The sequence below is a fragment of the Brachybacterium tyrofermentans genome (assembly GCF_014897585.1).
GTDB lineage: Bacteria > Actinomycetota > Actinomycetes > Actinomycetales > Dermabacteraceae > Brachybacterium > Brachybacterium tyrofermentans.
In genome coordinates this window covers 25,937-48,635 of the sequence record NZ_JABUXW010000018.1, presented here as the reverse complement: position 1 = coordinate 48,635, position 22,699 = coordinate 25,937, and the positions used below count along the sequence as shown (strand labels likewise).

The following is a 22,699-nucleotide window of genomic DNA, read 5'->3' as shown; positions in this document are numbered from 1 at the left end:
CCTGCTACCTACCCCGCCGGATCCACTCGGCAAGGCGGACCGGCGCCCAGAGACACCATCGCACCAGGTTCTCGATCCACATCCAGGAGGCGTCGAGTACCGGGACCCGGCCGCGCTCGGCACGCAGCCGGTCGAACCAGTCGAGCAGAAGCCACTGGACAACGGTCGCCACGACCCCGAACCACAGGAGGAACGTGATCCCCTGAATCCACATCACCGTCCACCACCCCGCCGACGCGGGGCAGTCGCGGCGAGGCGGCGGGTGACTTCCGGGGTCAGCAGATGCAGCGCCTTCCGGCCCGGCCCATAGCGGTGGACCGGCAGCTCCTTCCTGGCCCAGTGTGCCGACAGGCCGTACATCTTCGTGATCCATGCACGGTCGACGACCAGACCCTCAGGCGTTTGCTCGGCGTGCACGAGCCACCTCCCGCATCTCCTCGATCGACCCACCCGACGACGCGAGCTCGACGACGAGATCCCGCATGGCCTTCGGCGTCTGCCACAGACCCATCAGCCCGCGCACCTTCCGCCGCAGCTCGATCAACTCGGGCCACATGGCGTCGATGTACCAGGTCTGCTCGACCACCCATGACGACTGCTGCCGAAGCCACATCGCGATCGCCGAGGTGTTCCCACCCGTCGCGATCCAGGTCCCACCCGGAGTGCAGTGCCACGTCGATAACGCCACGTCGGGCGGCTGGACCCCACGCTTCTCCGCGATCTCCTCGCACCAGGTCACCAGCACACTATGGATCTCCCGCGCCAGGTCCAGACCAGAGACGTTCACCAGGACCGTCGAACCAGGACCAGATCCCGACGGTCCACCAGCAGCCTGGTTCTTCCACCGAGGAATCACCCGAGCTGCATCTTCAAGCTGATTCACCATCTGCACCATCTGATGCACCCGTGGATCATATGGAACCCTCATCGCTTACCCCTCCCTCTCCGACCACGCTTCTTCCGCTTCACACCGGGGGCCGCCTGACCGGCGGGCCCCCGGTCCTGCCCGTGCCGGCCCTGCCCTGCCCGGCCCGTCCCGTCCCTACCCGTCCCGGGATATCCAGATCCGTCAGTCTCAGCTTCCAGAAGCGATCTGCTTGGAGCATTACCCCAGGCTGTATTCGGTTTCTGGACGACCTGAGGTGCGACCTGGACTGGCATGAGGTCCGCGTCAGATGCATCCGAGGAGCGACCTGCGCGCTGGTCGCCGCTGGGATGCGGCGCCGCGTCTGCAGAGCTCTCGGAGGCACGCGCAGGTACCTCGTGCTGTCCCGTGGTCGCCGGGGTTGCTCCCCGCGCTGTCCCGGTGCGCTGTTCGCCGCTGGAGTGCGGCGCCGCGGTGTCTGGACGCGTCTGGGGAGCTGCAGGTCGCTGATCGTCGCCCTCAGGCGACGCCGCGGGCCCTGCACCCTCGGTGGCCTCGGCGCGCCCCTGTGCGGGGCTCGCGTCGGTTCGGGTCTGGGTGCCCGGCCGACGGTCCTTCGCGCCACGAGAGCGCTTCGGGATCGTCAGGCCGAGATCGGTGAAGATCGTCCCGTTCTCGGTGAACCACGCGATGGTGGACTTCGAGAAGTAGCGGGCGTTCTCATGCGGGGGCGGGAACAGGACGAAGCGCTTCGCGCGCTGCTCGCCGGCGTCCCTACGGCCGCCGTTGCACGACCGGCACGCCACAACGAGGTCGTGGATCGTCTCGGCCCGCTGCCCCGGCTTCAGGTGGTCGTAGGTTCCCCCACGCCCGCCCTTCTTGTCCGAGAAGTTGACGACCACGCCGCAGTACCTGCAGGCGTCGCCGTCGCGCACCCGCACTGGGATCGCCAGTGTCAGGTCCGAGACGTCAGCCTTGCGGGCGTTCTCCCAGTCGATCTCCTCACGGGTGCGGAGATGATGGAAGTCGCCGTCCGCGACCAGGCGGATCACGCGCCGGTCGTCCTCGACAGCCAGCGTCAAGAGCCCGGTCCGGGACGCCTGCGCTAACAGCAGCTCGTAGCGAGGGCTGAGCGCCATCGCCGTACCCATCGACACGCGATAGTCCGATCCCTGCTGGGCCGCCTGGATGAACAGGCGAGAGACGAAGCCATACACCTCGTTCACCGACCACGGCTCCGCATCCGGGAGCTCAGCGACGTCGAGCACGCGCTCGTCCATCGCGGCGGTGTCACCCGTCTTTAACCAGGCCACTGGCCCTCTCCTTCATCAGTCCGAACAACGACACTCGCCCGTGACGGGGTTGATCACCCGGTCGCATGATTGGCAGATCTCCTTCATCTCGCATCACCTCCTCTCCCTCGGTAGGTAGCCACCCGCGGGGTGCCGCCGGCGAGCGCCGGCGCCGTCGCGGGACGTGATGAGGAGCGGGGCGAGGCGGCAGAGCGCGACGCGCACCACGTTCCAGACGTCCTGTGCCCATCGCACGAATGCGTCCCGGAATTTGCGGAGCACGTCGAGGGCATCGACCGTGCGGGCGTAGTCGGCGCGCTGTTCGCGGCGGGCCTTGCGGATCGCGCGGCCGCGGTGCCGGCGGAGGGTCTGCTTCGTGGTCATTCGTGGCTCCAGTCGGTGATGTAGATGGTCTTCCGGCGGCCCGAGGCGCGGTGCTGGATGTGCTCGATCTCGACGTCGACGGGCACGAGAGCCGTCCAGCCGACCATGCCCGTGGCTGGGGCGGGGCTCATCCATGAGGGGCCTGAGCTGTCCGTGCGCTCCCAGCCGTCCTCGGCCTTGGTGGCGGCGTAGAAGTCGGCCACTCCGTCACCGATGTCCTCGGACAGCGTCGCCACGGTCCCGATGGGCAGTGCTTCGGCCTGCTCGGCGGACTCGATCAGGACCTCCTTGTAGAGCTTCATGTTTCCTCCCAGGGGGTGACGTAGCGGGTCATCGGAGCCCACACCTAAGGCAGGGCAGGCGAACGGGAACCATCTGCGGCACAGGTGGCGGCAAGTGAGTGATGTTGATCTGGCTCCTCGCCCGCTCCTCCTCGGCTTCGATGGGCACGAGAGCCGTCCAGCCGACCATGCCCGTGGCTGGGGCGGGGCTCATCCATGAGGGGCCTGAGCTGTCCGTGCGCTCCCAGCCGTCCTCGGCCTTGGTGGCGGCGTAGAAGTCGGCCACTCCGTCACCGATGTCCTCGGACAGCGTCGCCACGGTCCCGATGGGCAGTGCTTCGGCCTGCTCGGCGGACTCGATCAGGACGGGCTTGTAGAGCGTGGTCATCGCGGCTTCCTCCCGTCGTGGACGAGGGGCTGCCGGCGTTCGTCGTCAGCGGCGATGATCGCGAGGAGGTGCTGGATAGCTGGTGCGGCAAGCTCAGCGATCCGGATCCAGGCGGAGGCGAAGTCGTTGCGGTACGCGAGGACGTCCTGCTTCGTGTAGCCGCGGCGGCGGGCCTTGCGGATCATGCGACCGAGGCGGCGTCGTGGGGTGGTGGTCATCGGTCGGCCTTCCGTCCGTAGGTGCGCTTGTAGGCGTCGACGTCCTCGGGCGTGATCGGGCCGGAGATCTGCACGCGGACGCTGTCGTCGTCCTTCCGAGGGCCGACGTGGCCGCCCTCGGCGTACGGCACGGACTTCGCAGCCGCGCCCCCGGTGCCGGCCCCGGCGAGGAGGAGCACGAGGGCGGTGATGGCCCACTGCCACCAGGCGCCTGGCACCCACACAGCTGCGAGCACGGCGGCGCCGGAGGCGATGAGCAGGACGGTCGAGGCGGTCTTCACGGCTTCTCCTGAGGGTCGGTGTAGCGGGCGGTGAGGATCGTGGCTGCGGTGCGGGCTCCCGCGACGACGAGGGGTGTCGCGGCGCGGGCGATGGCGCTGGCGAGGGGCTCGGCGGTGCGGGCCACGGTGCGGGCCAGCGTGCGGAGGTCTCGGACCTTCATGCGGACGGTGTAGCGGGGGCGGACGGTCATCGAGATCTCCTCTTCGCCGGAGTGTTGTAGCAGCCGACGCAGTCCGGGTCGGAGTCGACGGCGGCCTGGTCATCCATGAGCACCGGCACGCCGCAGAGCGTCCAGCGGGCCGGATCGTCAGGCGAGGTGGACGCGACGATGTGCGCGACGCGGCCGCGGCGCAGCCGGACCCGGGCGCCGGGCACGTGCCGGGTCATCGGGTCACCTCGGCGGTGTAGCAGGTGTGCTCCACGGCCGTGACGGTGTACGTCGCGTCGTCGGCGTGGATCTCCTTGCCGAGCATCTCCGGGAGATCCGCGGTCGGGAGCATCGTCCAGCCGCCGTCGTGCGGGCCACCGTCGAAGTTGATCGTCACCTCGCCGCCCTCGACCGGGGCCGCGACAGGGCACTGGTGGATCACGTGGAGGAACCAGGCGGCGGACGCGATGACCGCCCACGTCGCGGCTTCCCAGTCCCCGCGGGTCGCGAGCACGACAGCCGCGGCGACCGCGAGCACGCCGGCAACGATCGGGAACCCACGCTCGAGCAGCAGCGCCTTCATCGGAGCTCACCGCCCTCGGCGAGCGCGGTCGCCGTGTCGCACGGCGCCGGGACGGGGTGGAGGCGGCCGCGGGTGCAGTGGCCGCAGTTCCCGTCGGCGTCGGGCTGGTGGAGCTCGTGGACGGCGTGGAGTCGGGCGCTGAGCCACTCGGCCTGTTCCCGCCAGGGCTCTGCCTCGGCCTGCCACTGGGCGGCGAGGGCGTCGCTGTTGGGGCGCTCGGCGTGGTCGAGTAAGGCGAGGAGCTCGCGGGCGGGGACGACGAGGTTGGAGCCGTACTTCGCGGCGTGCTCGGCGCGCTCGCGCAGGGTGGCGGTCATGACTGGGCTCCCGGTGCGAGGACGCCTTCCTCGGCGAGGCCGTTGGCGATGGTGCGCACGGTCTCGGGTGAGGTGATGTCAGAGCAGCCGCGGATCGCTCGATCGACGAGGGGGTCCAGCTTCTCGGCACCCGCGGGGCGGGTGGGGTCGATGGCGAGAGCGGCGGCGAGGCCGTGGCGGATGCGGCTGACGAGGAGGGCGGGGTGCTGTGCGACGTGCTTCCACTTCTCGCGGGAGCCGAGTGCTTCGAGCATGGGGAGCACCATGGCGTCGGGGACCTCGTCGGCGGTGAGGCTCGGGCGGGGCTGGGCGGCGCGGCGCAGCTCCGTCACCTCGCGCTCAGCCTTCGCCCACTGCCCGTCCACGCGATCGTGGTGCCGTTTCCACGTGTCCCTCTGCGCCTCGGCCTCGGCGGTGCGGCGGTCCGCCTCCTCCGCGTTGGCCTCCCACTCGTCCTTCTCCCGGACCCTGGCGCCGTACTGCTCGCGCAGATCCTCCAGCGCGGCCTCAGCCTGCTCGGCGCGTGCTGCGAGCCTGTTGACCATCTCCTCGCGAGCCCGCACGTTTTCCTCGGCCTGCACGGCGCGGTCCTGCTCAGCCTTCTCCCGGCGCAGCGCATCGTTGCAGTCTCCGCGGGCCTCGTCGCGCTGGGCAATGGCGACTTGGAAGTTGGCGAGCATCGTGCTCCTGAACGCGTCCTCCTGGCGTTCCTGCTGGATGGCTCGCCGCGCCGCCTCCTTCCACAGGGCCGCGAACCGTGCGGCCTCGTCCCGCTCCCGCTCGGCCGCGATCGCGCGGCCCATCGTCGTGTCCAGAGCCTCCGCGAGCTCGCCCCTCTCCTGCACGAGGGACCGTGCCCGTCCGGGAGAGACCACCTCGGCTTCGAAGGCGGCGGCGGTCACGCCACCGTCCGCGTCGCCATCGCCCATGGGCTCCTGGAACGCGTGGCGTACGGCGTCGGTGGGAACGGGCCCGACGGTGACTTCCTCGGCGCCCTTGGTGCAAGTGATCCAGGTGGCGTCGAGCCGCTGGCTGATGGTGAGTGCATCGCCGTCGATGTCGGTGAGCTCGATGGTCTTCATGGCTTCTCCTGGGTGGTGAGGGACTGATGGGTGAGGGTCACGACCGGTTGCTTGCCGGGTGCGGCGGTGACGTGCTGGGTGGGATCGCAGGGGCACGGGTTGGTCTGGCAGTGGTCTTCGGTCTCCGACTCGGGAACGCTGTGGTGGACGTGCATCACGCGGCCTCCCTCGCGGCGCGCATGGCCTTGCGCTGCTTGTCGCTGGTCCCGCCCCACACGCCGAGCTCGAAGTGCTCGACCGCATACGTGAGGCACTGTTGGAGCACCGGGCAGGACTGGCAGATCCGCTTCGCGGCCGCTGACGATCCACCCTTCTCCGGGAACCACAGCTCGGGATCGACCTGCGCGCACGCCGCGTCGGCCATCCACGGTTCAGGCTTGGGAAGGATCACGACCTCACCGCCCGCAGCTGACGGCCGATCCAGCCGGCCATCACCGGGTGCGCGACCTCGTGCTCGTAGGCCATGAGCTCGGCGTGCTTGCGGACCTCCGCGACCGGGCGGGTGGAGAACGCCTCGGCCTGCACGACGATGAACTGGCCGGCGCCGGTGCGGTCGAGCCGGAACTGCAGCTCGCTCGTGATGACGACGCCCTGCCGGTCCGCGATCGCGTAGACGTCCGGGCGCAGCGCCCGACGGATCCTCTGCGACGACATGCCCCCGTGGAACGGGAACGTCGCGACGAACGTGCCGATGACGCTCATGCCGCCACCTCGACTCGGACTTTGAGGTCAGCGACCGCGTGTCCGCGGCGCCGGGCGATGGACTGCGCGGAGTCCCAGGACGAGTACCCCGCCTGCCGTGCCGCGACGTCGAACCCGACGCCCGCACGGAGCAGCCACTCGAGCTCGTCGAGTCGCTCCCTGGCCGAGGCACGCTCGGCCAGGGCCTGGACAGGCCGGGCCGCCGGGTCATCGATCGCGTCCTCATCCCAGGACATCGGCACGGCCCAGCCGTTGGCCTTCGCGGTGCGGAGCGTGCGGGTGATCGCCGCGCGCTCATGCGCCGTGGCCGCCGGCGGCGCCGCGTTCCACAGCTCCTCGTACAGAGCGGTGATCGCCCGGACCATCCGGCCCGTCGCACCACCGGTCGTGAGGATGTGGTTCAGCGTGTTGTGCTCGACGCCCAGACGAGCCGCGAGCTGCCGCCGAGACCAGCCGCACGCCTGCAGAGCATGGATACGGCGGATCGCGCCGGTCGCGTCGACCACCACGCCCTCGGAGAGCACGGCGGGCGACGCCGTCACCGCGAGGATCCGGCGGGCGGTGTCCGGGGCGACGCGCTGCTGCGGCATCCCGTCCACCCGCTTCGGATCCCGACGCACGATCTTCAGCACCGTCGACGGGGCCAGGCCCGCGAGCGCAGCGACCCGGCGATAGCCGAGCCCCTCGGCCTGCATCGCCTTGATATGTGCCCGCACGGGGCCCGCGTCGATCCGGCGCGGAGCCGCACCGATATGGGCGTCCAGCCGGCGGCGGCGCTCCTCGGCCGTGCACGCATCCGTGCACGGCGCGCAGCGGCACCGGTCAAGCTTGTACGCCGTCGCCGTGCCATGGACGTGCTTCGCGTACTTGTGCTCGCACTCCCGCTTGATGCGGGGCGCGCGGACAGCGTTCGGCCCGGTCATGCGACCACGCCCTTGATCGCGTCCCACCAGTCGCGCGCCCACAGGGCGTCACCCATCGCGGTGTGCGCTACGGCGGCCGCCGGCCGGGGCACCCCGGCGAGCTCCGAGAGATCGTAGGAGCTGTGCTCGCGGAGGCTGATCGTCCCGAACGGGGACTCGGCCTCGCGGGCCTGCGCCCACGTCATCAGGTCGATGGGGTGGTGGTGCCACTCCGGGACGAACCCGTGGCGGGCCAGCATCGCGGCGAGGATCGGTGCGTCGTACGTGCCGACCGCCGAACCGACCAGTAACGGCCGCCCATGCTCAGCCGTCTCCCGCATCCGCCGGGCGATCCACAGGGCCGTGAGGCTCTCGGTCAGCCAGCGCGCTCGGCCATCCTGGACATGCCGCTCATCGAACCGGCCGAACTCCAGGGACTTCGGGTCCGCGTGAGTCGTGTCGACGTCGCTGATCATGATCGTCGTGCGCCGCTCGGCACCGCTGGGCCAGCGCTCAATCGTGGCGATCTCCCACGGCCGCGCCGTGAGCGTGTCCAGCGAGGTCGCCTCGATGTCGAGGAAGACCAGCTTCCGGTCGATCCTGAGCACTCAGATCACCCCCTCATCGATGGCCTCGCGCAGACGGCCCCGCCATGCACTCAGGGAGCGCGCATCGATCCACGGGGGTCGGTGCTCGTCGTCTTCGCGGTGCTCGGCCGACGCGCAGTAGGCCACGAAGTCGTCGTCCAGCGGGGCGAGCAGCATCCGGCCGTTCATCTGCATGTGCAGCTCGAGACCCAGCAGCGTCGCGGCGCGCGCGATTCGGCCAACCTGAGCAGGCGAGAACCAGATGCCCTCGGCCATGTTCAGCGGGGCGGCGGGATCCAGGCCGCGCTGCACCGTCTGGAACGTCTGGTGCACCAGATCGAGGGTCGACTTCTCGCCGCGCTCGAGCGACATCGGATCCTCCGCGACGTCTACCGTCAGCGACGACCCATCGATCAGGCCCGACACGTCCGTTATCGTCATCTGCCGATCGGAGACCTCGACCTGCAGGAGGTACTCCTGGGCGCTTACCTCCTTCGGCAGGGCCACCTTGAACACCGACATGATCGCCTTCACCTGAGCGTGAGGGATCGAGAACGCCCCGTACCCCTCAGCGTGCTCGGTCTGCACATGCCCGGCCGCCGCCGCGGCACCGTTCAGCGCCGCCATCGACAGGCCGTCATGCCGGGATAAGCACCGCACCGCCGCGTACGACGCGAAGTCCTTCGGCGAGGCCTGGAACAACGCGACTGCGCCGAGCATCCGGCAGAACTCCAGGCCGTAGACATGGAACTCGACACGATGGGGCTCAGAAGGCCAGCCCTTGGCCAACGACGACAGCTGGTCGGACGTCACGGTCACCGGCGGCTCGCCGCTGCCCGGCGTGGAGAACTCGATCGTGGTCATACCGCCTCACCACCCTCGGCGAGCGCAGCGCCGGCCTCGGTGTCGTCGGTCGCGTCGTGGGGGATACCGGTGGCGAGGAGGATGGCGCGCTGCTCGGGCTCGGTCCACTCGTAGCCGGTGTCCTCGAGGAGGTGGCGGAGCTTGGACTTCTCGCCCCAGTAGGAGGAGCCCTGGCGGCCCTCTGCCATGTAGCGGTGGTGTGCGGTGATCTCCCACCACTGGGCGTTGAGTAGGACGAGCGCGGCGAGCGGCCAGGAGGCCAGCTTGCGACGGACGCGGGACTTGCCCTCGACTCCGGTCAGCGCCTCGACGAAGGCGATCGCGTCGGGGGAGTCGCCGTACTCACGCCAGCACTGGCCGAGGAGCTGCTCGGTGGCCATCTCGATGGCAGTTGGCTCGGCATCCAGCTGGGAGAGGTGCTTGGCGAGGTGCTGCTCGCGGTGGATCTTCGCGGCCGCGAAGTCCTCCGCCGTGATCTCGTCCCACGGATCCAGCTCAGGCTCCGGCTCCTCTCTGTTCTCGGCGAGCGCGTCGCCGTGCTGGGTGGCGACCTGGTCGCAGCCGACGTCGATGGTGCCGGCGTCCCACCCGGTTTCGATGATCCGGGCGCTGTGGCCGGGGCAGGAGGCGTGCTCGGTGTAGACGAGGTCTTCCCATTCCTGGCCGGAGACCTCGGCGGCGGCCGCTTCGTCGAGCGCGCTGGTGGTCCATCCGGCCTCGGTGAGCAGCTCGGCCAGGGCGATGAAGTCGGCCTCTTCGTCGACGACGCGGAGTCCGAGCTTCTTCGCTTCCTTCTTGGCGTTGTCGACATGCTGGCGGGCCTCGCGGCGGGCTTTGGCGCGGGAGGTGTAGAAGTCGAAGTTGTAGGTGCCGGCGGCCTGCTCGAGCTCCTTCGCGGTGTCGGGGTCGTCGGCGTACTCGGCGATCACGAGGGCGTCGTCGACGGTGATCTGGCCGCGGTGGACCTTGTCGCCGGTCTGCTCGGCGAGCTTGCCGAGCTTGACCCGGTCGGCGACGCGCTTCTTTCCGAGGGCGGTCTGCTTCGCGACCTGCGCCTGGGTCATGCCGAGGTCGAGCATGTCCTGCACGAGGCGGGACTCCTCGACGGCGGTCAGCTGGTCGCGGTGGATGTTCTCCGTGGCCATGAACGCCAGCTGGTCGCGTGCGTCGGTGAGGTCGTCGCGGATCTGGACCGGCGCCTCGGTGAGCCCGGCCTGCAGCGCGGCGGAGAGGCGGCGGTGGCCTGCCAGGACCACGTGCCCGACGCCACTGGGATGCATTGCAGCGACGAGGGGGACCTCGATGCCGTGCTCCCGGATCGACTCGACCAGTTCCGCGACCGTGGCGGCGTCGATGCGGGGGTTCTTCTCGTGCGGGTGCAGCTGGTCCAGCTGCACCATCGTGATCTGCTCCATGACTCCCTGGCTTCCTATTCGTTCTCGTCGGCGTCGGCCTCCATGGCCCGCCGTCTGATCTGTGCGGAGATCTGGTCTCCGAGCTCGCGGAGCCGGTGGCCCAGCGCGAGTAACTCCCTGTCGTTGATCGCTGGGATCGCGGCCGCGACTTCGCGGACGAGCCCTGCGGTGACCTCATCGCGCCAGTGGCCGCACACCGTGTTGTGGTGCGTGCCCCGCCACGACTGGTCCATATCGCCCCGTGTCCCCGCGGCCCGGTACTTGCACAACAGGCCGCCGTGCTGGTCCCTCCACACCTCGTAGAGGCCGGGACCGCCCTCGAGGCGGTACCGCTCGGGCACCAGAGGGGTCCAGACCTTGCCCTGGAGACCCCACGCCCACCACACCTCCGCGCCACAGTCCTCACAGATCGGGGACGGGCGGCCAGGGCGGGCAGACACGGAACGACGACTCTTCATGGCCGGGCGCCCCCAGGGGTTCGGCGGCGTGCGGCGGCGGCGCGGGCCGACGGGCCCACGGTTGTGTCCCACAGCAGCCACATCAGGAACCCGGCACCGAGGACGATCACGACGGCGAGGGTCAGCTGGACGAGCAGCTGCGCGAGAAGCAGGACGATGCTCATGCGGCGCCCCCGCCCGGTCGGCCCTTGCCCGCGGGATGAACCTGGACGGCACGGTCGTGCTCGGCCTGGTGCTGCCGGCGAGCGCGGCGCGCGTCCTCGCGGTCGTGTCGGACATCGGCGTGGCCGCAGGAGCAGGCCACGACCCAGCGGAGGTCATCGGGCCGGAAGCCCATCTGCTCGATGGAGATCCGGTACCGGCCCCGGCGGGCGGGGAACGGGATCAGCGACGCGTTCACGCCGACCGCCTGCCCTCACGCATGAACGTCTCGAGGTCGTCGCGGTGGTACCGCACGCGCCCCGCGGGCTTCGAGTACGCCGGGCCCGTGCCGAGGTAGCGCATCTGCTTCAGCGCGTCGGCGGTGAAGCCCGTGTATTCGGCCGCGCCCACCGAGTCCATCCACGGCGTCGCGGGAGCCGAGGGCACCACGGCGAGTGCAGGTCGGGGCGTGCGGGCGTCCAGCCCGCCTTGAATCTGCTGCCTGATCGTCTTCGTGGTCATGACGGGTCCTTCCGGTGAGTGGGAGCGGTGAGGGCGAGCGAACGGACGACGTCGCGGAGGTGGCGGGGGCGCCCACGGCGGCGGGCCGGCGGGGTCGGGGCGGTCATGCTGCGACCCCAGGGAGAGCGAGCTGGCCTTCGCGGAACCGGCGGAAGAGCATGTCTAGGCCCTTCCCGGTGATGCGCACCTGGGGCGCGGACGACTGGCGGGTCTCGCCTGTCTCCTGGTCGGTGTAGACCCGGGCCTTCGTGACGAACAGTCCCTGCTCGAGGTGGCGCTGGTAGACGTGCGGGCGCTTCTTCGAATCGCGGAAGAGGTACCCCCACTCAACGAGCCGAGCGACGAGACGCTGCTGCCCGATCGTCACGACGCCCTGCTCGAAGAGGACCTTTGCGGCTTCTTCGTACGACCACGAGCCAGCGGATGACACGATGTGGTCCCAGGCGTCGGCCTTCGGCTGCTGCTCGGAGACGGTGGCCTCGAGAGCCTTGATCGTCCGGTTCGCCTCGAGCACGGCGCGGGCCATCAGCTCGGGCCCCGACATCTCCGGCGCCGAATGCTGCAGCTCCTGGGCCATCGCGTAGAACGCCTTCACGAGGGTCTTCTTGAATGCCTTCACGATCGGGCTGTTCCGCATGAACGTGAGGAGCAGCGTGGCCTGATGCTCGTTCAGCTGAGCAACCTCGCGGTGCTGGGTTCCACCTGCTGTGGGGAAGGGTCGCGTCTCAAACGCGACCCCGCCGAAGTCCTCGAAATCCGAGAGGTTGTCGCGGACGAGACCGAGCACATTCTTGTGCTGGACTCCGGTGTTCGCGGCGATGACTGTCGTCGCGACGACGAGCGCACCGTCCTCGGCGCGGTCGATGGGGATAAGCTGGTCCATGTAGATCGTTCCCTTCGGGGATCACGCGCCCCGCCCTTGCCGGCGGGGCGCTTCTGCGTTCAGACGGATGTAGGGACAGTGATCGCGTCGATCGGGACGCCGAGGCGCCGGGCGAGCGTGTGGGTCACGGAGGGTGACGGCTGCTTCCGGCCGGCCTCGATGTTCGAGAGGAAGCTGTGGCTGATCCCGGCAGCCCGAGCGAGATCGCCAGACTTGACGCCAGCCAGCTCCCGGATGGCACGGAGGGCTGCGGGATTCACGACGCGCTTGTACTGCGCCTCGGCGGGGGCCGCGGGAGCTTCAGAGACCGAGGCTCCCGCGGCGAGATCTCCCTCTACGCTGAGCGTGCTGGCCAGGCCCGGTTCAGCACTCTCACCAGTTGAAGGAGAAGTTTCATGCGCGACATCGACGCCATGTTGTACGTCGGGACGAACGAGACGTCCGCAGCATTCGGGCTGCTCCCGGAAACGCTCCGGTCGCTCGAGCAGGTCATCCCCGCGGTGCTGAAGGACGGCCTCTCGTTCCTGCTGTCCGTTCAGGACAGCGTGAACGGGACCATCACTGTCCTGATCGGACCGAGCACCCCACTGAAGTTCGTCTACATCGGCGAGAACATCCCGGACCAGGATCCTGATCGCGCGAAGCTGTTCCTCGACACGATCAAGAAGTTCGGGCGACTGGACCTCGGGATTCCCACCGAGGACTGATTCGGGCTCCCGGGTCGGGTTCACGACCGCGACACCGCCGAGCTCCTCAAGGAGATCCGACCGCACGGTGCGGTGCGCGCTCATCGGGCCACTTCCGTCCCGGTGAGCGCGGGAGCTTCCTCGCGGTGTGCGATGTCGAGGTCGCAGAGGAGGTCGTAGACGTTGTCCTCGTATCCGGGGGAGGCGACGCCGAACTCGCGGGCGAGGGTCTCCTTCACTCGCTGCACGGCGAGGAGGTCGCGGGTGACGTGCTCGATGGTGCGGATCTCTGCCTGCTCGTCGGTCTGGAAGCAGCCGCAGTAGATGCAGACGTTGTCCTTGTCGAGGTGGGGGAAGAGGTCGGCTTCGGTGGGGACGCGGTCGGTGTGGATCGGGGTGATGGTCATCGGGTGCTCCTCGGTGAGCTTGAGATCAGGCGGCTGCATTGGACTGCATGCCGGTGTGGCATGCAGTACTGGATTTTTCGGGCGCGAAAACGAGAGATAGCGGCAAGCCCATCGCCTCGCAGATCAGCTCTGCGGTTCGCGGGTTGTTCACGCCTTTCGTTCGGCCGTTCATCAAGTTGTCGATCGTGCCCGGGGCGCACTCTGCGTACTTGGCGAGACGGCGGTTACTCCAGCCGCGGTACTCCATCTGCTCCGCGAGCGCGGCCGGCGCGATGAGAAGCATGCGGTTCGGCAAGCTTCCCCACCTCCTGCGGTTGGTCCTGTGGTACTTGCGATGCGTCATCTTGACTCCTCTTAGGCACTTCTGTCAAACACTGGATGCCAGTATGTAATCAGACGTTAGGCAGTCTGGCAAGTCCTACGTGACGCCCATCGTGTGTGGCTACGGCATTGGGCGGCTATTCTCTGGGGCAGTAGTTAGGCGGTATCCCCACCGGCGCGCCCCCGGATCCGCTAGGCGGACGCCGGAATGTGCCACTGGACGAACCCGTGCCCCGCGACTGAAGGTGTGTCCCGTGAACGTTGAGAACCCGAAGCTGCAGGCGCTCGTCGCCGATCGGAAGGGCGATCGGTCCTACGAGCAGCTCGCTGCGCTCAGCGGAGGCCGGCTGTCGCGAGCACGTATCCAGCAGATTGCGACTCGTGACATGAAGGCCTTCCCGGATGCAGCGACTCTCGCGGGGCTTGCCCAGGCTCTCGACGTTCCAGTCCAAGAAGTTGTGCTCGCGAGTGCTCGATCCCTCGGCCTTGAGGTCAGGGGAGGGGCGTCTGGAGATGCGTTGCTGGTGCCTGGTGGCAGATTGCTGTCCACACCGGCGCAGGACGCCCTCCTCACCATGGCTCGCGAGCTCTCGAAGGCGGGAGCACGGGATGACCAGAGAGAAGCTGAAGTTGTGGCGGGTGATGCTCAGCCAGATGGGATTACGACAGCCGTGCCGGAGGCGCGACCTGAGAAAGAGCAGTACCCCTGGGAGAAGGCCGGCTTCGACCTCGCAGCCATGCACGGACCCAACCGCGGCAAGGACATGCGGCGCCGACAGGACGAGGAAGCAGAACGCCCCGACGCACCCGCACCTGACGACCCTGCCTAAGCCCGGCTGTCGGCCCCGCGCCATAACCTCCGGACATGATGGAACCGACGATCAAGGCCGCACCTCTGCCGGAGCACGTACTGGGCTACACCGACGGCGACACCATCTACCTCGACGACCAACTCCTCGACGTAGACCGCGAGATCGTCCTTCGCCACGAGCTCTCGCACTACTACCGGGGCCACGACGGACACTGCCTCACCGTCATCGAGCACGGCATCAATCGCGAACTCGCATGCGAGTTCATCAGACTCGACGATCTCGGCGAGGCAGCAGCCTGGTCTAACCACGTCCTCGTGATCGCGGACGAGCTCGACGTCATGCCGCTGATCCTCGAGCACCGCCTCCACACCCTCACGCCCAGCGAGCGCAGAGCGCTGGACGCACGCCTCGTAGACGCCCACTGGGCAGATTGATGTGGCGAGAGCCTAACCAACACCACCAGCCGCAGCTCCCTCTCGAACTCTGGGAGCCATCTCCGTCCCCCGTCTGGGCGGAAGTGATCGAGCTCGAAACCGAGGGAAACCAGGACACCGGGTACTGGGAAGCGTGAAGCGGGCGGCGAACGCGACACACCCCTGGTCACAGAACGATCACTCGACCGTCTGATGTCCGACACCGGCCATACGATCCGAGCATCACCCACTTCGTCTGATAGGACCCGTCATGAAGCGCACCTTCCGACTGCTCGCGGCACCTGCAGCAGCCATGCTCCTCCTCGCCAGCTGCGGCACCACCGACGAGCCCGCGCCCGCCGAGGACACCGTGGCCCAGGACGAAGCTCAGGCCGACGCTGAGCCCTCCGACGCCGGCGGGGAGGAGAAGTCGTCTGCCGAGATCCAGGCCGAGCACGCCGAAGAGAACCCCGACGGCTTGCCGATGGACGACGGTGGCGACGACACCGAAGGATCCGGAAACGTCGACTCCGTCGAGTTCGATGGCGTGACTCTCGACCTTGACGTCGATGCTCTAGCGAACGCCGAGGTCCCAACGAATGGTCGGTTCTATCTCGCGGGCGCGACCGGCGTGGTCGCGATCGCCGAGGTCGGCGCCGAGGGTCCCGAGGATCTCGAACGTCTCCGCCAGGGCACCGACTCCGATCCGGTCACGTACATCAAGGTCGATGTCGACAACCGCTCTGGCAGCGAGGAGATCGGGATGTATGAGTGGTCGATGTACGACGCCGCAGGCCAGGAGTACCCCTTCCAGTCCGCGCAAGCTGCGAAGGTCGAGTGGGGTGAGGCTATCGACGCGGACGACGACGGCATCGTAGACAGCGACGAGATGCAGGAAATGTACGACCTCTCGGGCGAGATCGATTACCCGAATGCAGCCCCGATGCAGCGAAATGTCCAGTGGCTCGTCGGGCCGGCGGATCTTCCTGACGAGGTCGTCGGGATGGCCGCGACTGCAGAGGGATTCGCAGACACCTTCGCTCCGTTCCCTGTGAAGTGACGAGGCGCTCCTGAACTCCTGTCCCCGACGGTCGTGCCCGGAGGCGGAAGAGCACCCAGCAGGGTCGGCACGAATGCGCTATCCCTTACCGCAGCCAGTCCAACGTCCGTGAGGAGCCGATCCGTGGCACGGTACAAGTACGAGGCGACGAAGCACCCGCAGATCAAGAAGTACGAGGACGCCACCGGGCGGACCCGGTACACCGTCCGGTACCGGAAGCCCGACGGACGCCAGACCGACAAGACCGGCTTCGGGACCCTGAAGTCGGCGCAGGACTGGCTCGCGAGCACCGACGTCTCGAAGAGCAGCGGCAAGTTCATCGCGGCGAGCGCCGGGCGCGTCACGGTGGGAGAGCTCGCGGGGCCGTGGCTCGCGCACAAGAAGGCGATCCGGAAGCGGTCGAGCTACGACGCGCTCGACGGTGCATGGCGGACCCACGTCGAGCCGCGGTGGGGGAGCGTGAGGATTGCGAACGTTCGCGTCACGGACGTGCGCGCTTGGATCGGGGAGCTCGCCGAGGGCCGGTCGGCGACGGTCGTGATTCGGTGCGCCGGCGTGCTCGGCGGGATGCTCGACGGTGCTGTCGATGACGGTCTCCTCGCGAAGAACCCGGCGCGCGGGCTCGAGCTGCCGAAGAAGGTGCGGAAGGCACGGCGCCGGTACCTCACCGCCGAGGAAGTCGAAGACGTCGCGAAGGCCGCCGCGCAGACCGCCCCGATGTACCGTCTCGTCGTGCTGCTGCTCGCCTACACCGGCCTGCGCTGGGGCGAGATGGCGGCGCTCACCACCATGAGCGTGAGCCCGCTGCGGAACCGCCTCGAGGTGTGGCAGTCCGTGACCGTCCGCGGGAGCGACTGGATCACCGGAACCACGAAGGGCGACGAGGCACGTAGCGTCCCTGTCCCGTCATCGCTCATGAAGGAGCTCGAGCAGCTCATGCTCAAGCGCAGCCCGGGCGAGCTGCTGTTCCCCGCGCCGCGTACCTCGAGCTACCTGCGCACCCCGAACAAGGCGAGCCTGAGCACGGCGGGGAAGAAGATCAAGCCGAAGTGGTGGGAGAAGGCGCTCGACGAGTGCGAGCTGCCGTACATGTCGCCGCACGACCTCCGGCACACTGCTGCGTCGCTCGCGATCAGCGCCGGCGCGAACGTGAAGGCCCTCCAGAGGATGCTCGGGCACGAGTCGGCATCGGTCACGCTCGACACCTACGCCGACCTGTTCGACGACGACCTCGACGCCGTGGGCGACGCCCTCGAGGAGTACCGGCGTACCCACAATTTACCCACACCATCCAGCGCCACGGGCTGATCTGGTGTGACCTCCGGTGACCTCTCCTGCAGGTCAGAACGCATCACCCCAGGTGGACAGACCACCGAGGCGGGTTCGATTCCCGCCGGCTCCACCGTTGCACTCACTGCACAAGGCCCCCTCGCCTGCGCTGATGCGTAGGCGAGGGGGCCTTTTGCGTGCCCGGGACCAGTGGGCTCCCCGGCCTGTCTGCCGGCCGGGAAGCCCGCGGGACGGTCAGGCGACGTCGTACGTCAGGCCGTGTCCGAGCTCGTAGCGGTTCCCGTCGACGTCCACGTAGACGTAGGGACGCCCGTCCATGTGCCGCTCCTTGGCATAGCCGGGCACATCATTGGGGGAGGAGCAGCGACCGTCCTCGTCGACCGCGATCGCCCCGGCATCGATCGGGAAGGTGATCGGGAGGCGTCCGCTGGGGGCGTAGCCGCCGAGCACCGCGTCGACCATCGTCGCGTAGTCGGACTCGAACCCGATGAGGAGGCCGTCGGCCAGCGGCTCGATCACGTCGAGCAGCCACGGGTACATGGCGTTCAGCCCGATGACCATCGTGTCGACGCTCTCACGGATCTGCTGCACCTTGGCGATGTCCACGTGCGAGTGGTCGTCGATCGCGAGATCGGCGATCCCCACGAACTCGAAGTACGCGCCCACGAAGGGCTTCATGAGCACGATCGCGACATCCGCGCGGCGGAAGTCCGTGGTGAACTCGACCTCGGGGTGCGCCTGCTCGAGACGGCTCCGCAGCGCGTCCAGCGCCTTGACCGTGATGCCCTGCTCCATGAGCTCGACGTAGACCGTCTTCCCGGCGAGGGAGTCGGGTCGCAGCGGCAGGACCGCATCATGATTCTTGGCGAGGACCACCGAACGGCGGTGCGCGTCCGCCGCCGCGGCGGTCGCCTCGGCGCTCGCGACCACGCGGTCCGCCTCCTCGGGGTCCACGTACGGGTTCTCGAACAGGCCGAGCGCGAAGAGCTCCTCGAGCAGCAGCTGTGCCGCCTCGTCGAGCCGCTGGGAGGTGAAGTGGCCGCTCACGAAGGCCTCCCGCACCGAGGCGATGTCATTGGTGTCGGCGAAGATGTCGGTGCCGGCCATGACGGCCCGGCCCACCCGCTGCGCCGTGGTGAGCTCCTCGACGCCCCAGGCCATCTTCGACAGCACCCCGGAATCGGAGTTGATGTAGCCGCGGTGGCCCATGGTGCGCAGCAGGTCGAGCACCTCGCGGTTGAAGGCGAAGCCGACCTGCTCGAACTCCGTGAGCCGTCCCTGCGGGGTCGAGGACTTCTCCTCCGAGGGGATCGCGTAGTACGGCATGATCGACGAGGTCCCGGCGTCGATCGCCGCCTGGAACGGGGGCAGGTGGTACTGCTCGAGAGACCCGGGCGTGGGGTAGATGTTCAGGCTGCCCTCGGCGTAATGGGGATCGGTGCCGTTCTCGCGGGCGCCTCCTCCGGGGAAGTGCTTCGTGGTCAGGGCCACGCCGTCGGCCGACGGACCCGCCTCGCCCTGGAAGCCGCGCACGATCGCCGACATCGCGGCGGCCACGAACTCCGGGTCCTCGCCGAAGGTCCCCTGGCCGCGGAACCACCGCGGATCGGTGAACACGTCGGCCATGTACATGTAGCCCTTGCGCAGGCCGGAGGCGACCCACTCGGCGCGCGAATGCTCGGCGAAGGACTCGATGAGCTCGATCGAACCGGTCGCCGCGAGACCGAGCGTGCCCGGCCACTGGGCGAACGGCTGGTCCTGCGGGGTGCCGCCCATCTTGAAGCCACCGGCCTCGTTCTTCGAGTTCGCGGCGACCACCACCGGGATGCCCCAGCGGGTCCCCTCGGCGACCTCGTTCATCGTGTTGATCCAGGTCGCGATCCGGGAGCCCGTGGGCTCCTCGCGCAGGATGAAATGCCGCATGTGCAGCGACTCGATCATCTGCGTGGTGCCCTCGAAGGGGATGCCTGCGCTGGTGTGCGGATCGAGCTTGATCGGCAGGTACTGCTCATCGAGCACTCCGTCGTGGCTGGTGAACTCCGGGTTGTGCTGGGAGATGCCCATCGGCCTGGAGCTGATGACCATCAGGCCGATCTTCTCCTCCGGCGACATCCTCGAGACGAGATCCGCGGCGCGCTCGGCAGGGCCCAGCCGCCAGTCCTCGAACGGGGTGAGCGCGCCGTCGCCGTCGAGGTCCCGGAAGCGCAGACCGTCGACCTCGATGATCTGCTTGACGCGGGTGGCGAGGGGGACCTGCTGTGCCATGGATGCTCCTGTCGGCGGGCGCGCACGGGCGGGCGTGCGGTGCACGTACGTGTGTACGGGCGTAAGTGGGTGAGTGGGTGAGTGGGTGAGTGGGTGAGTGGGTGAATGAGCGCGGGCGTGCGGGCGCGAGGGCGTGCGGGAGGGCGGTGACGGTGGCCGGGGGCTCGCGGCAGGAGGTGTGGGGCGTCCGACGGCCACCAGCGGGCAGGACCGCGCGGTGATCGAGGAGCCGCGCTCAGCCGGTGATGAGGGGCTCGAATCCCAGGGTGACCAGGTGCTGCCGGCTCATCGCGAGGGACTCGAAGATGTCTCGTCCGTAGGTCTGGTCCTGCTCGATGAGCAGGTAGCGGGCGCCGGAGGCGATGCCCTGGTCGATGACCCGCTTCCACTCCAGGGTGCCCTCGCCCACCTCGGCGAACTGCACGATCCCGCCGCCCCAGTACTCCCCGAAGGCCGAGCGGTCCCCTCCTGCGGCGGCATCGAGAACCTCCGCCGGGGGCATGACGATCCGGTAGTCCTTGAGATGCACGAGATCGAGGATCCCGTCGAACTCGGCGAGCGTGCGCTCGGGGTCCTTGCCGCCGCGCTGCACCCAGTGGCAGTCGATCTCGTACCGCAGGTTCGGGGCCTTCTCCCGCAGCTGGTCCAGCAGGGTGACCCCTCCGAGCTTCGCGAACTCGATGTGGTGGTTGTGGTAGCTCAGCTGCAGGCTGGCCTCCGCCATCCGGCGGGCATAGCCATCGGCCTCGAGAGCGAAGGCGTCGAACGCCTCCTGGGATGCCATCGCGCTCATCGGCATCATCCCGATGCGGATCAGATCGGTTCCCAGTCGTCGAGCATGCTCGACATGCAGATCGAAGTCCTTCTCGAGAGTGAGCTCCTCGCTGTCCGCGGGGGCCGAGGTCTTCGCGGAGATGGCGGCGTACTCGATGCCGAGATCCTGACGCGCGGTGACCATCCCGGCCACGTTCTCCTCGGTCATCGGGATCTGGGAGACCTCGACGACGTCGAATCCGGTGTCCTTGACCCGCTGGAGGACGGGGAGGATCCCCTCCTCCGCGACGTGCTCCTTGAGCATCATGAGCTGGATGCCGATCCGTGCCATGCGAACCTCCTGGGGTCGATCCGGGCTGCGTCGCCCGAGGAGCAGGATCGTCCTGCCCCGTCGCGTGCCCCTCACCGTATCCAGCGGTGAGGGAGTCCTTCGAGGTTTGCCGAAGGTTGCCTCTCGAGGACCGGCGTGCCGCTGAGGCTGCGGTGGCCTGCGGCGTGTGTCCTCGCCGGGCCTCGTACCCTGGGGCGATGTCCAGAACTGATGGAGCGGCCGACGCAGGAACGCCCGATACCGGAACGCCCGATACCGGAAAGCCCGATACTGGAGCGCCCGATACCGGAGCGCCAGACGGGCGAGAGTCCAACGCGGGGGAGATCGAGGCCGGAGCACAGCTCGATGCGGCGGTCGACGAGCGGAGGTCCTGGTCCCCGGAGCGGATGAAGGTCGCAGAGGTCGCTCCGGCGCCTCCTCCTGCCGACCTCCCCGTCGACATCACGCGGGTCCGACGGATCGCGGAGCGCTGGATCCCGGAATCAGGGATTCCCTGGGCACGATGCACCTGGACCGTCGGCACCCGGCCCCTCGGCGAGGGCTGGGACAACGTGCTGTGGCCGGTGGGCGAGCTGGACGGGCAGACGCTGGTGGCACGAGTGGCCCGGCGAGCCAGCGCACGGGCGCTGCTGTCACGGGAGCTGGTCGTGCTGCGCTTCCTCGCGACGCAGGGCGCCGAACTGACGATGCAGTTCCCGAGACCCCTCGCGACCGGCCCTGATGCCATGGTGATCCCATGGATCCAGGGGGTGACAGCTGCCGCAGCGGATGACGCAGGACGCGCCGCCGTCGCACGGGAGCTGGCGCGCATGCTCGGGCAGGTGCACTCTCTGCCGGCGCCGCCGATCGAACGCAATCCGGTGCGCGGCGTCCCCCTCGCCGCGCGGGCCGATGCCTTCGCCGCAGACCTCGGACGCGCGGACCTCGGCCCCGGGCAGCGTCGACGGGCCCTCGCCCAGTGGGAACAGGGGATCATGGCGCCGGTGTGGAGCCACGAGGACCGGCTGCTGCATGGCGACCCCCATCCGGGGAATGTGGTCGTGCCCGCCGGCCCAGGCCGTTCCGCCTTGATCGACTGGGGAGATGCCACGACCGGTGACCCCGCGAGCGACCTGGGGGCTCTGCTCCTGCATGACCCCTCGGCCGAGGTGCTCGGTGACTACCGGGCCGCGGCGAGCTGGCCGGGGATCGAGGACGACGGGGTATGGGACGCGCTGATACGGCGCGCAGGCGCCTGGGGGACCCGTATGGCGCTCTCCCTGCACGGGGCCTATGGGCCGGATCATCCGCTGGGCCGATCCGGGCGCCGACTGCTGGGCGAGCGCGCCGGCTGAGCTGATCGCCCGAGAGCGTTCCGCCGGTCCACGGTCAGGAGGCGGCGTCGAGGACAGTGCCGGCAATGTTCTCCTCGAGCGCGGCCGGGGCACTCGCCAGTCGTCGACGGGCGAGCTCCGGACCCCGGCAGATCCTCTCCCGGGACGCCGACAGATCGGCGAGGACCGTGGAGGGGTCGACCCCGAGGATCGCATCGGTCGACGGCACCTCGTCGACCCAGTACGCGTCCGCCATGCTCAACATCCGGTGAGCTGCCAGGTCGAAGCCGTGCAGGCCGTGCTCATGGGCGATCTGGGTGAGGAGGGCGATCGCCCGTCGGTGCGGGCCCCGCAGACGAGGCAGGAAGACCTCCGCCGTGGCGGTGCCGGCGACGTCGCCGGAGCCCCACGGGCACGCCTCCTCCTCCGCGGGCGCCTCTTTCCCCAGGTCTGCCGGATCGCGGACGCTCGCCAGCGACTCGCCGCTGCCGAGGTCCCCGGCCCCTGCCGGGTCCTCGGCGCTCTCCGGCAGCTCGGCCAGCACGGCGTCGACGAAGCGGCGCACCTCGGGCACCGGAGGCGGCTTGCACCCGGTGGCCTGCCTCCTGTGCTCCGCGGCATAGATCCGCGTGTGGAGGTCGGCGCAGGCCGATTCGTCGTCGGCCGGCACCGGCCCTGTCCAGAATCCGAGGCGATAGATCATGACCGGGATC

General features: G+C 69.0%; 36 protein-coding genes. 6 read left to right on the top strand and 30 right to left on the bottom strand.

Going from position 1 to position 22,699, the window contains the following annotated elements; genetic code table 11:
• Positions 1 to 394: 394 nt before the first annotated feature.
• The 25 genes from INT49_RS13890 to INT49_RS21205 form a co-directional block, all read right to left on the bottom strand.
• Positions 395 to 787, bottom strand: coding sequence for a hypothetical protein (locus INT49_RS13890; protein ID WP_193118342.1), 393 nt, complete (start codon positions 785 to 787; stop codon positions 395 to 397).
• A 137-nt stretch (positions 788 to 924) separates the two neighbouring features.
• Positions 925 to 2,178 (bottom strand): hypothetical protein, encoded by a 1,254-nt coding sequence (locus INT49_RS13885; RefSeq protein ID WP_193118341.1) that lies wholly within the window; start codon positions 2,176 to 2,178, stop codon positions 925 to 927.
• A gap of 93 nt (positions 2,179 to 2,271) precedes the next feature.
• The gene (locus INT49_RS13880) at positions 2,272 to 2,541 is read right to left on the bottom strand and encodes a hypothetical protein (RefSeq protein WP_193118340.1); all 270 of its coding nucleotides are present in this window, start codon (positions 2,539 to 2,541) and stop codon (positions 2,272 to 2,274) included.
• Positions 2,538 to 2,843, bottom strand: coding sequence for a hypothetical protein (locus INT49_RS13875; protein WP_193118339.1), 306 nt, complete (start codon positions 2,841 to 2,843; stop codon positions 2,538 to 2,540). The genes INT49_RS13880 and INT49_RS13875 overlap by 4 nt, the downstream gene beginning before the upstream one ends.
• 28 nt (positions 2,844 to 2,871) lie before the next feature.
• Complete coding sequence (locus tag INT49_RS13870; RefSeq protein ID WP_193118338.1) at positions 2,872 to 3,210, bottom strand: hypothetical protein; 339 nt, start codon at positions 3,208 to 3,210, stop codon at positions 2,872 to 2,874.
• On the bottom strand, positions 3,207 to 3,428 hold the full coding sequence (locus tag INT49_RS13865) for a hypothetical protein (RefSeq protein WP_193118337.1): 222 nt from the start codon (positions 3,426 to 3,428) through the stop codon (positions 3,207 to 3,209). Before INT49_RS13865 ends, INT49_RS13870 begins: the two co-directional genes overlap by 4 nt.
• Entirely contained in the window at positions 3,425 to 3,709 is a 285-nt protein-coding gene (locus tag INT49_RS13860; protein ID WP_193118336.1) for a hypothetical protein, read from the bottom strand. The genes INT49_RS13865 and INT49_RS13860 overlap by 4 nt, the downstream gene beginning before the upstream one ends.
• A complete protein-coding gene (locus tag INT49_RS13855) occupies positions 3,706 to 3,900 on the bottom strand; it encodes a hypothetical protein (RefSeq protein ID WP_193118335.1) in 195 nt (64 codons plus the stop codon). The genes INT49_RS13860 and INT49_RS13855 overlap by 4 nt, the downstream gene beginning before the upstream one ends.
• The gene (locus INT49_RS13850) at positions 3,897 to 4,097 is read right to left on the bottom strand and encodes a hypothetical protein (protein WP_193118334.1); all 201 of its coding nucleotides are present in this window, start codon (positions 4,095 to 4,097) and stop codon (positions 3,897 to 3,899) included. The genes INT49_RS13855 and INT49_RS13850 overlap by 4 nt, the downstream gene beginning before the upstream one ends.
• Positions 4,094 to 4,441, bottom strand: a complete 348-nt coding sequence (locus INT49_RS13845; RefSeq protein ID WP_193118333.1) for a hypothetical protein — start codon at positions 4,439 to 4,441, stop codon at positions 4,094 to 4,096. Before INT49_RS13845 ends, INT49_RS13850 begins: the two co-directional genes overlap by 4 nt.
• On the bottom strand, positions 4,438 to 4,758 hold the full coding sequence (locus INT49_RS13840) for a hypothetical protein (protein WP_193118332.1): 321 nt from the start codon (positions 4,756 to 4,758) through the stop codon (positions 4,438 to 4,440). Before INT49_RS13840 ends, INT49_RS13845 begins: the two co-directional genes overlap by 4 nt.
• Positions 4,755 to 5,840: a coiled-coil domain-containing protein gene (locus tag INT49_RS13835; RefSeq protein WP_193118331.1), complete on the bottom strand. Its 1,086-nt coding sequence runs from the start codon at positions 5,838 to 5,840 to the stop codon at positions 4,755 to 4,757. The genes INT49_RS13840 and INT49_RS13835 overlap by 4 nt, the downstream gene beginning before the upstream one ends.
• Positions 5,837 to 5,998 carry a hypothetical protein gene (locus INT49_RS13830; RefSeq protein ID WP_193118330.1) on the bottom strand — a complete coding sequence of 54 codons (162 nt, stop codon included), beginning with the start codon at positions 5,996 to 5,998 and terminating at the stop codon, positions 5,837 to 5,839. The genes INT49_RS13835 and INT49_RS13830 overlap by 4 nt, the downstream gene beginning before the upstream one ends.
• Positions 5,995 to 6,231 carry a WhiB family transcriptional regulator gene (locus INT49_RS13825; protein ID WP_319021625.1) on the bottom strand — a complete coding sequence of 79 codons (237 nt, stop codon included), beginning with the start codon at positions 6,229 to 6,231 and terminating at the stop codon, positions 5,995 to 5,997. The genes INT49_RS13830 and INT49_RS13825 overlap by 4 nt, the downstream gene beginning before the upstream one ends.
• A complete protein-coding gene (locus INT49_RS13820; RefSeq protein ID WP_193118329.1) occupies positions 6,228 to 6,542 on the bottom strand; it encodes a hypothetical protein in 315 nt (104 codons plus the stop codon). Before INT49_RS13820 ends, INT49_RS13825 begins: the two co-directional genes overlap by 4 nt.
• Positions 6,539 to 7,465 carry a helix-turn-helix domain-containing protein gene (locus INT49_RS13815; RefSeq protein WP_193118328.1) on the bottom strand — a complete coding sequence of 309 codons (927 nt, stop codon included), beginning with the start codon at positions 7,463 to 7,465 and terminating at the stop codon, positions 6,539 to 6,541. The genes INT49_RS13820 and INT49_RS13815 overlap by 4 nt, the downstream gene beginning before the upstream one ends.
• Positions 7,462 to 8,052: a 3'-5' exonuclease family protein gene (locus INT49_RS13810; protein WP_193118327.1), complete on the bottom strand. Its 591-nt coding sequence runs from the start codon at positions 8,050 to 8,052 to the stop codon at positions 7,462 to 7,464. Before INT49_RS13810 ends, INT49_RS13815 begins: the two co-directional genes overlap by 4 nt.
• Entirely contained in the window at positions 8,053 to 8,895 is an 843-nt protein-coding gene (locus tag INT49_RS13805) for a hypothetical protein (protein WP_193118326.1), read from the bottom strand.
• Positions 8,892 to 10,310: a ParB/RepB/Spo0J family partition protein gene (locus tag INT49_RS13800; protein WP_193118325.1), complete on the bottom strand. Its 1,419-nt coding sequence runs from the start codon at positions 10,308 to 10,310 to the stop codon at positions 8,892 to 8,894. Before INT49_RS13800 ends, INT49_RS13805 begins: the two co-directional genes overlap by 4 nt.
• Before the next feature lie 14 nt (positions 10,311 to 10,324).
• A complete protein-coding gene (locus tag INT49_RS13795; protein WP_193118324.1) occupies positions 10,325 to 10,750 on the bottom strand; it encodes a hypothetical protein in 426 nt (141 codons plus the stop codon).
• A 14-nt stretch (positions 10,751 to 10,764) separates the two neighbouring features.
• Positions 10,765 to 10,932: a hypothetical protein gene (locus INT49_RS13790; protein WP_193118323.1), complete on the bottom strand. Its 168-nt coding sequence runs from the start codon at positions 10,930 to 10,932 to the stop codon at positions 10,765 to 10,767.
• Positions 10,929 to 11,168 (bottom strand): hypothetical protein, encoded by a 240-nt coding sequence (locus INT49_RS13785; protein WP_193118322.1) that lies wholly within the window; start codon positions 11,166 to 11,168, stop codon positions 10,929 to 10,931. Before INT49_RS13785 ends, INT49_RS13790 begins: the two co-directional genes overlap by 4 nt.
• Positions 11,165 to 11,431, bottom strand: coding sequence for a MerR family transcriptional regulator (locus INT49_RS13780; protein WP_193118321.1), 267 nt, complete (start codon positions 11,429 to 11,431; stop codon positions 11,165 to 11,167). The genes INT49_RS13785 and INT49_RS13780 overlap by 4 nt, the downstream gene beginning before the upstream one ends.
• 103 nt (positions 11,432 to 11,534) lie before the next feature.
• Complete coding sequence (locus tag INT49_RS13775) at positions 11,535 to 12,314, bottom strand: phage antirepressor KilAC domain-containing protein (RefSeq protein WP_193118320.1); 780 nt, start codon at positions 12,312 to 12,314, stop codon at positions 11,535 to 11,537.
• 59 nt (positions 12,315 to 12,373) lie between these two features.
• Positions 12,374 to 12,574 carry a helix-turn-helix domain-containing protein gene (locus INT49_RS21205; RefSeq protein WP_319021624.1) on the bottom strand — a complete coding sequence of 67 codons (201 nt, stop codon included), beginning with the start codon at positions 12,572 to 12,574 and terminating at the stop codon, positions 12,374 to 12,376.
• 135 nt (positions 12,575 to 12,709) lie between these two features.
• Here INT49_RS21205 and INT49_RS21200 point away from each other — a divergent pair, with 135 nt between their 5' ends.
• Positions 12,710 to 13,021, top strand: a complete 312-nt coding sequence (locus INT49_RS21200) for a hypothetical protein (RefSeq protein WP_226850587.1) — start codon at positions 12,710 to 12,712, stop codon at positions 13,019 to 13,021.
• Between the two features lie 80 nt (positions 13,022 to 13,101).
• Here INT49_RS21200 and INT49_RS13765 read toward each other — a convergent pair whose 3' ends face one another.
• Positions 13,102 to 13,407, bottom strand: a complete 306-nt coding sequence (locus tag INT49_RS13765) for a hypothetical protein (protein ID WP_193118318.1) — start codon at positions 13,405 to 13,407, stop codon at positions 13,102 to 13,104.
• A 25-nt stretch (positions 13,408 to 13,432) separates the two neighbouring features.
• Positions 13,433 to 13,750 carry a helix-turn-helix domain-containing protein gene (locus INT49_RS13760; RefSeq protein ID WP_193118317.1) on the bottom strand — a complete coding sequence of 106 codons (318 nt, stop codon included), beginning with the start codon at positions 13,748 to 13,750 and terminating at the stop codon, positions 13,433 to 13,435.
• A gap of 232 nt (positions 13,751 to 13,982) precedes the next feature.
• Between INT49_RS13760 and INT49_RS13755 the strand changes: the two genes are divergently transcribed.
• From INT49_RS13755 to INT49_RS21575, 4 genes are all read left to right on the top strand, one after another.
• A complete protein-coding gene (locus INT49_RS13755) occupies positions 13,983 to 14,558 on the top strand; it encodes a hypothetical protein (protein ID WP_193118316.1) in 576 nt (191 codons plus the stop codon).
• A 35-nt stretch (positions 14,559 to 14,593) separates the two neighbouring features.
• The gene (locus tag INT49_RS13750) at positions 14,594 to 14,974 is read left to right on the top strand and encodes a hypothetical protein (RefSeq protein WP_193118315.1); all 381 of its coding nucleotides are present in this window, start codon (positions 14,594 to 14,596) and stop codon (positions 14,972 to 14,974) included.
• Positions 14,975 to 15,224: 250 nt separating this feature from the next.
• Positions 15,225 to 16,013, top strand: a complete 789-nt coding sequence (locus INT49_RS13745) for a hypothetical protein (RefSeq protein ID WP_193118314.1) — start codon at positions 15,225 to 15,227, stop codon at positions 16,011 to 16,013.
• 123 nt (positions 16,014 to 16,136) lie between these two features.
• Positions 16,137 to 17,321 (top strand): tyrosine-type recombinase/integrase, encoded by a 1,185-nt coding sequence (locus tag INT49_RS21575; RefSeq protein ID WP_319021623.1) that lies wholly within the window; start codon positions 16,137 to 16,139, stop codon positions 17,319 to 17,321.
• A gap of 216 nt (positions 17,322 to 17,537) precedes the next feature.
• On the opposite strand, the gene INT49_RS13735 is transcribed toward INT49_RS21575, so the two are convergent.
• The gene (locus tag INT49_RS13735; RefSeq protein WP_193118313.1) at positions 17,538 to 19,568 is read right to left on the bottom strand and encodes a glycoside hydrolase family 3 protein; all 2,031 of its coding nucleotides are present in this window, start codon (positions 19,566 to 19,568) and stop codon (positions 17,538 to 17,540) included.
• 235 nt (positions 19,569 to 19,803) lie between these two features.
• Positions 19,804 to 20,673, bottom strand: a complete 870-nt coding sequence (locus tag INT49_RS13730) for a sugar phosphate isomerase/epimerase family protein (RefSeq protein ID WP_193118312.1) — start codon at positions 20,671 to 20,673, stop codon at positions 19,804 to 19,806.
• 197 nt (positions 20,674 to 20,870) lie between these two features.
• Here INT49_RS13730 and INT49_RS13725 point away from each other — a divergent pair, with 197 nt between their 5' ends.
• A complete protein-coding gene (locus INT49_RS13725) occupies positions 20,871 to 22,007 on the top strand; it encodes a phosphotransferase (protein WP_226850560.1) in 1,137 nt (378 codons plus the stop codon).
• A gap of 34 nt (positions 22,008 to 22,041) precedes the next feature.
• Here INT49_RS13725 and INT49_RS13720 read toward each other — a convergent pair whose 3' ends face one another.
• Positions 22,042 to 22,689 carry a hypothetical protein gene (locus INT49_RS13720; protein ID WP_193118311.1) on the bottom strand — a complete coding sequence of 216 codons (648 nt, stop codon included), beginning with the start codon at positions 22,687 to 22,689 and terminating at the stop codon, positions 22,042 to 22,044.
• Positions 22,690 to 22,699: the final 10 nt, after the last annotated feature.

Coding starts and splice junctions, on each gene's coding strand:
- INT49_RS13855 (WP_193118335.1), bottom strand. CDS start 3,900: ATGACCGTCCGCCCCCGCTACACCGTCCGCATGAAGGTCCGAGACCTC.
- INT49_RS13775 (WP_193118320.1), bottom strand. CDS start 12,314: ATGGACCAGCTTATCCCCATCGACCGCGCCGAGGACGGTGCGCTCGTC.
- INT49_RS13725 (WP_226850560.1), top strand. CDS start 20,871: ATGTCCAGAACTGATGGAGCGGCCGACGCAGGAACGCCCGATACCGGA.
- INT49_RS13835 (WP_193118331.1), bottom strand. CDS start 5,840: ATGAAGACCATCGAGCTCACCGACATCGACGGCGATGCACTCACCATC.
- INT49_RS13850 (WP_193118334.1), bottom strand. CDS start 4,097: ATGACCCGGCACGTGCCCGGCGCCCGGGTCCGGCTGCGCCGCGGCCGC.
- INT49_RS13870 (WP_193118338.1), bottom strand. CDS start 3,210: ATGACCACGCTCTACAAGCCCGTCCTGATCGAGTCCGCCGAGCAGGCC.
- INT49_RS13780 (WP_193118321.1), bottom strand. CDS start 11,431: ATGACCACGAAGACGATCAGGCAGCAGATTCAAGGCGGGCTGGACGCC.
- INT49_RS13880 (WP_193118340.1), bottom strand. CDS start 2,541: ATGACCACGAAGCAGACCCTCCGCCGGCACCGCGGCCGCGCGATCCGC.
- INT49_RS13820 (WP_193118329.1), bottom strand. CDS start 6,542: ATGAGCGTCATCGGCACGTTCGTCGCGACGTTCCCGTTCCACGGGGGC.
- INT49_RS13790 (WP_193118323.1), bottom strand. CDS start 10,932: ATGAGCATCGTCCTGCTTCTCGCGCAGCTGCTCGTCCAGCTGACCCTC.
- INT49_RS13845 (WP_193118333.1), bottom strand. CDS start 4,441: ATGAAGGCGCTGCTGCTCGAGCGTGGGTTCCCGATCGTTGCCGGCGTG.
- INT49_RS13720 (WP_193118311.1), bottom strand. CDS start 22,689: ATGATCTATCGCCTCGGATTCTGGACAGGGCCGGTGCCGGCCGACGAC.
- INT49_RS13765 (WP_193118318.1), bottom strand. CDS start 13,407: ATGACCATCACCCCGATCCACACCGACCGCGTCCCCACCGAAGCCGAC.
- INT49_RS13800 (WP_193118325.1), bottom strand. CDS start 10,310: ATGGAGCAGATCACGATGGTGCAGCTGGACCAGCTGCACCCGCACGAG.
- INT49_RS21200 (WP_226850587.1), top strand. CDS start 12,710: ATGCGCGACATCGACGCCATGTTGTACGTCGGGACGAACGAGACGTCC.
- INT49_RS13750 (WP_193118315.1), top strand. CDS start 14,594: ATGATGGAACCGACGATCAAGGCCGCACCTCTGCCGGAGCACGTACTG.
- INT49_RS13865 (WP_193118337.1), bottom strand. CDS start 3,428: ATGACCACCACCCCACGACGCCGCCTCGGTCGCATGATCCGCAAGGCC.
- INT49_RS13840 (WP_193118332.1), bottom strand. CDS start 4,758: ATGACCGCCACCCTGCGCGAGCGCGCCGAGCACGCCGCGAAGTACGGC.
- INT49_RS13875 (WP_193118339.1), bottom strand. CDS start 2,843: ATGAAGCTCTACAAGGAGGTCCTGATCGAGTCCGCCGAGCAGGCCGAA.
- INT49_RS13730 (WP_193118312.1), bottom strand. CDS start 20,673: ATGGCACGGATCGGCATCCAGCTCATGATGCTCAAGGAGCACGTCGCG.
- INT49_RS13805 (WP_193118326.1), bottom strand. CDS start 8,895: ATGACCACGATCGAGTTCTCCACGCCGGGCAGCGGCGAGCCGCCGGTG.
- INT49_RS13815 (WP_193118328.1), bottom strand. CDS start 7,465: ATGACCGGGCCGAACGCTGTCCGCGCGCCCCGCATCAAGCGGGAGTGC.
- INT49_RS13735 (WP_193118313.1), bottom strand. CDS start 19,568: ATGGCACAGCAGGTCCCCCTCGCCACCCGCGTCAAGCAGATCATCGAG.
- INT49_RS13745 (WP_193118314.1), top strand. CDS start 15,225: ATGAAGCGCACCTTCCGACTGCTCGCGGCACCTGCAGCAGCCATGCTC.
- INT49_RS13760 (WP_193118317.1), bottom strand. CDS start 13,750: ATGACGCATCGCAAGTACCACAGGACCAACCGCAGGAGGTGGGGAAGC.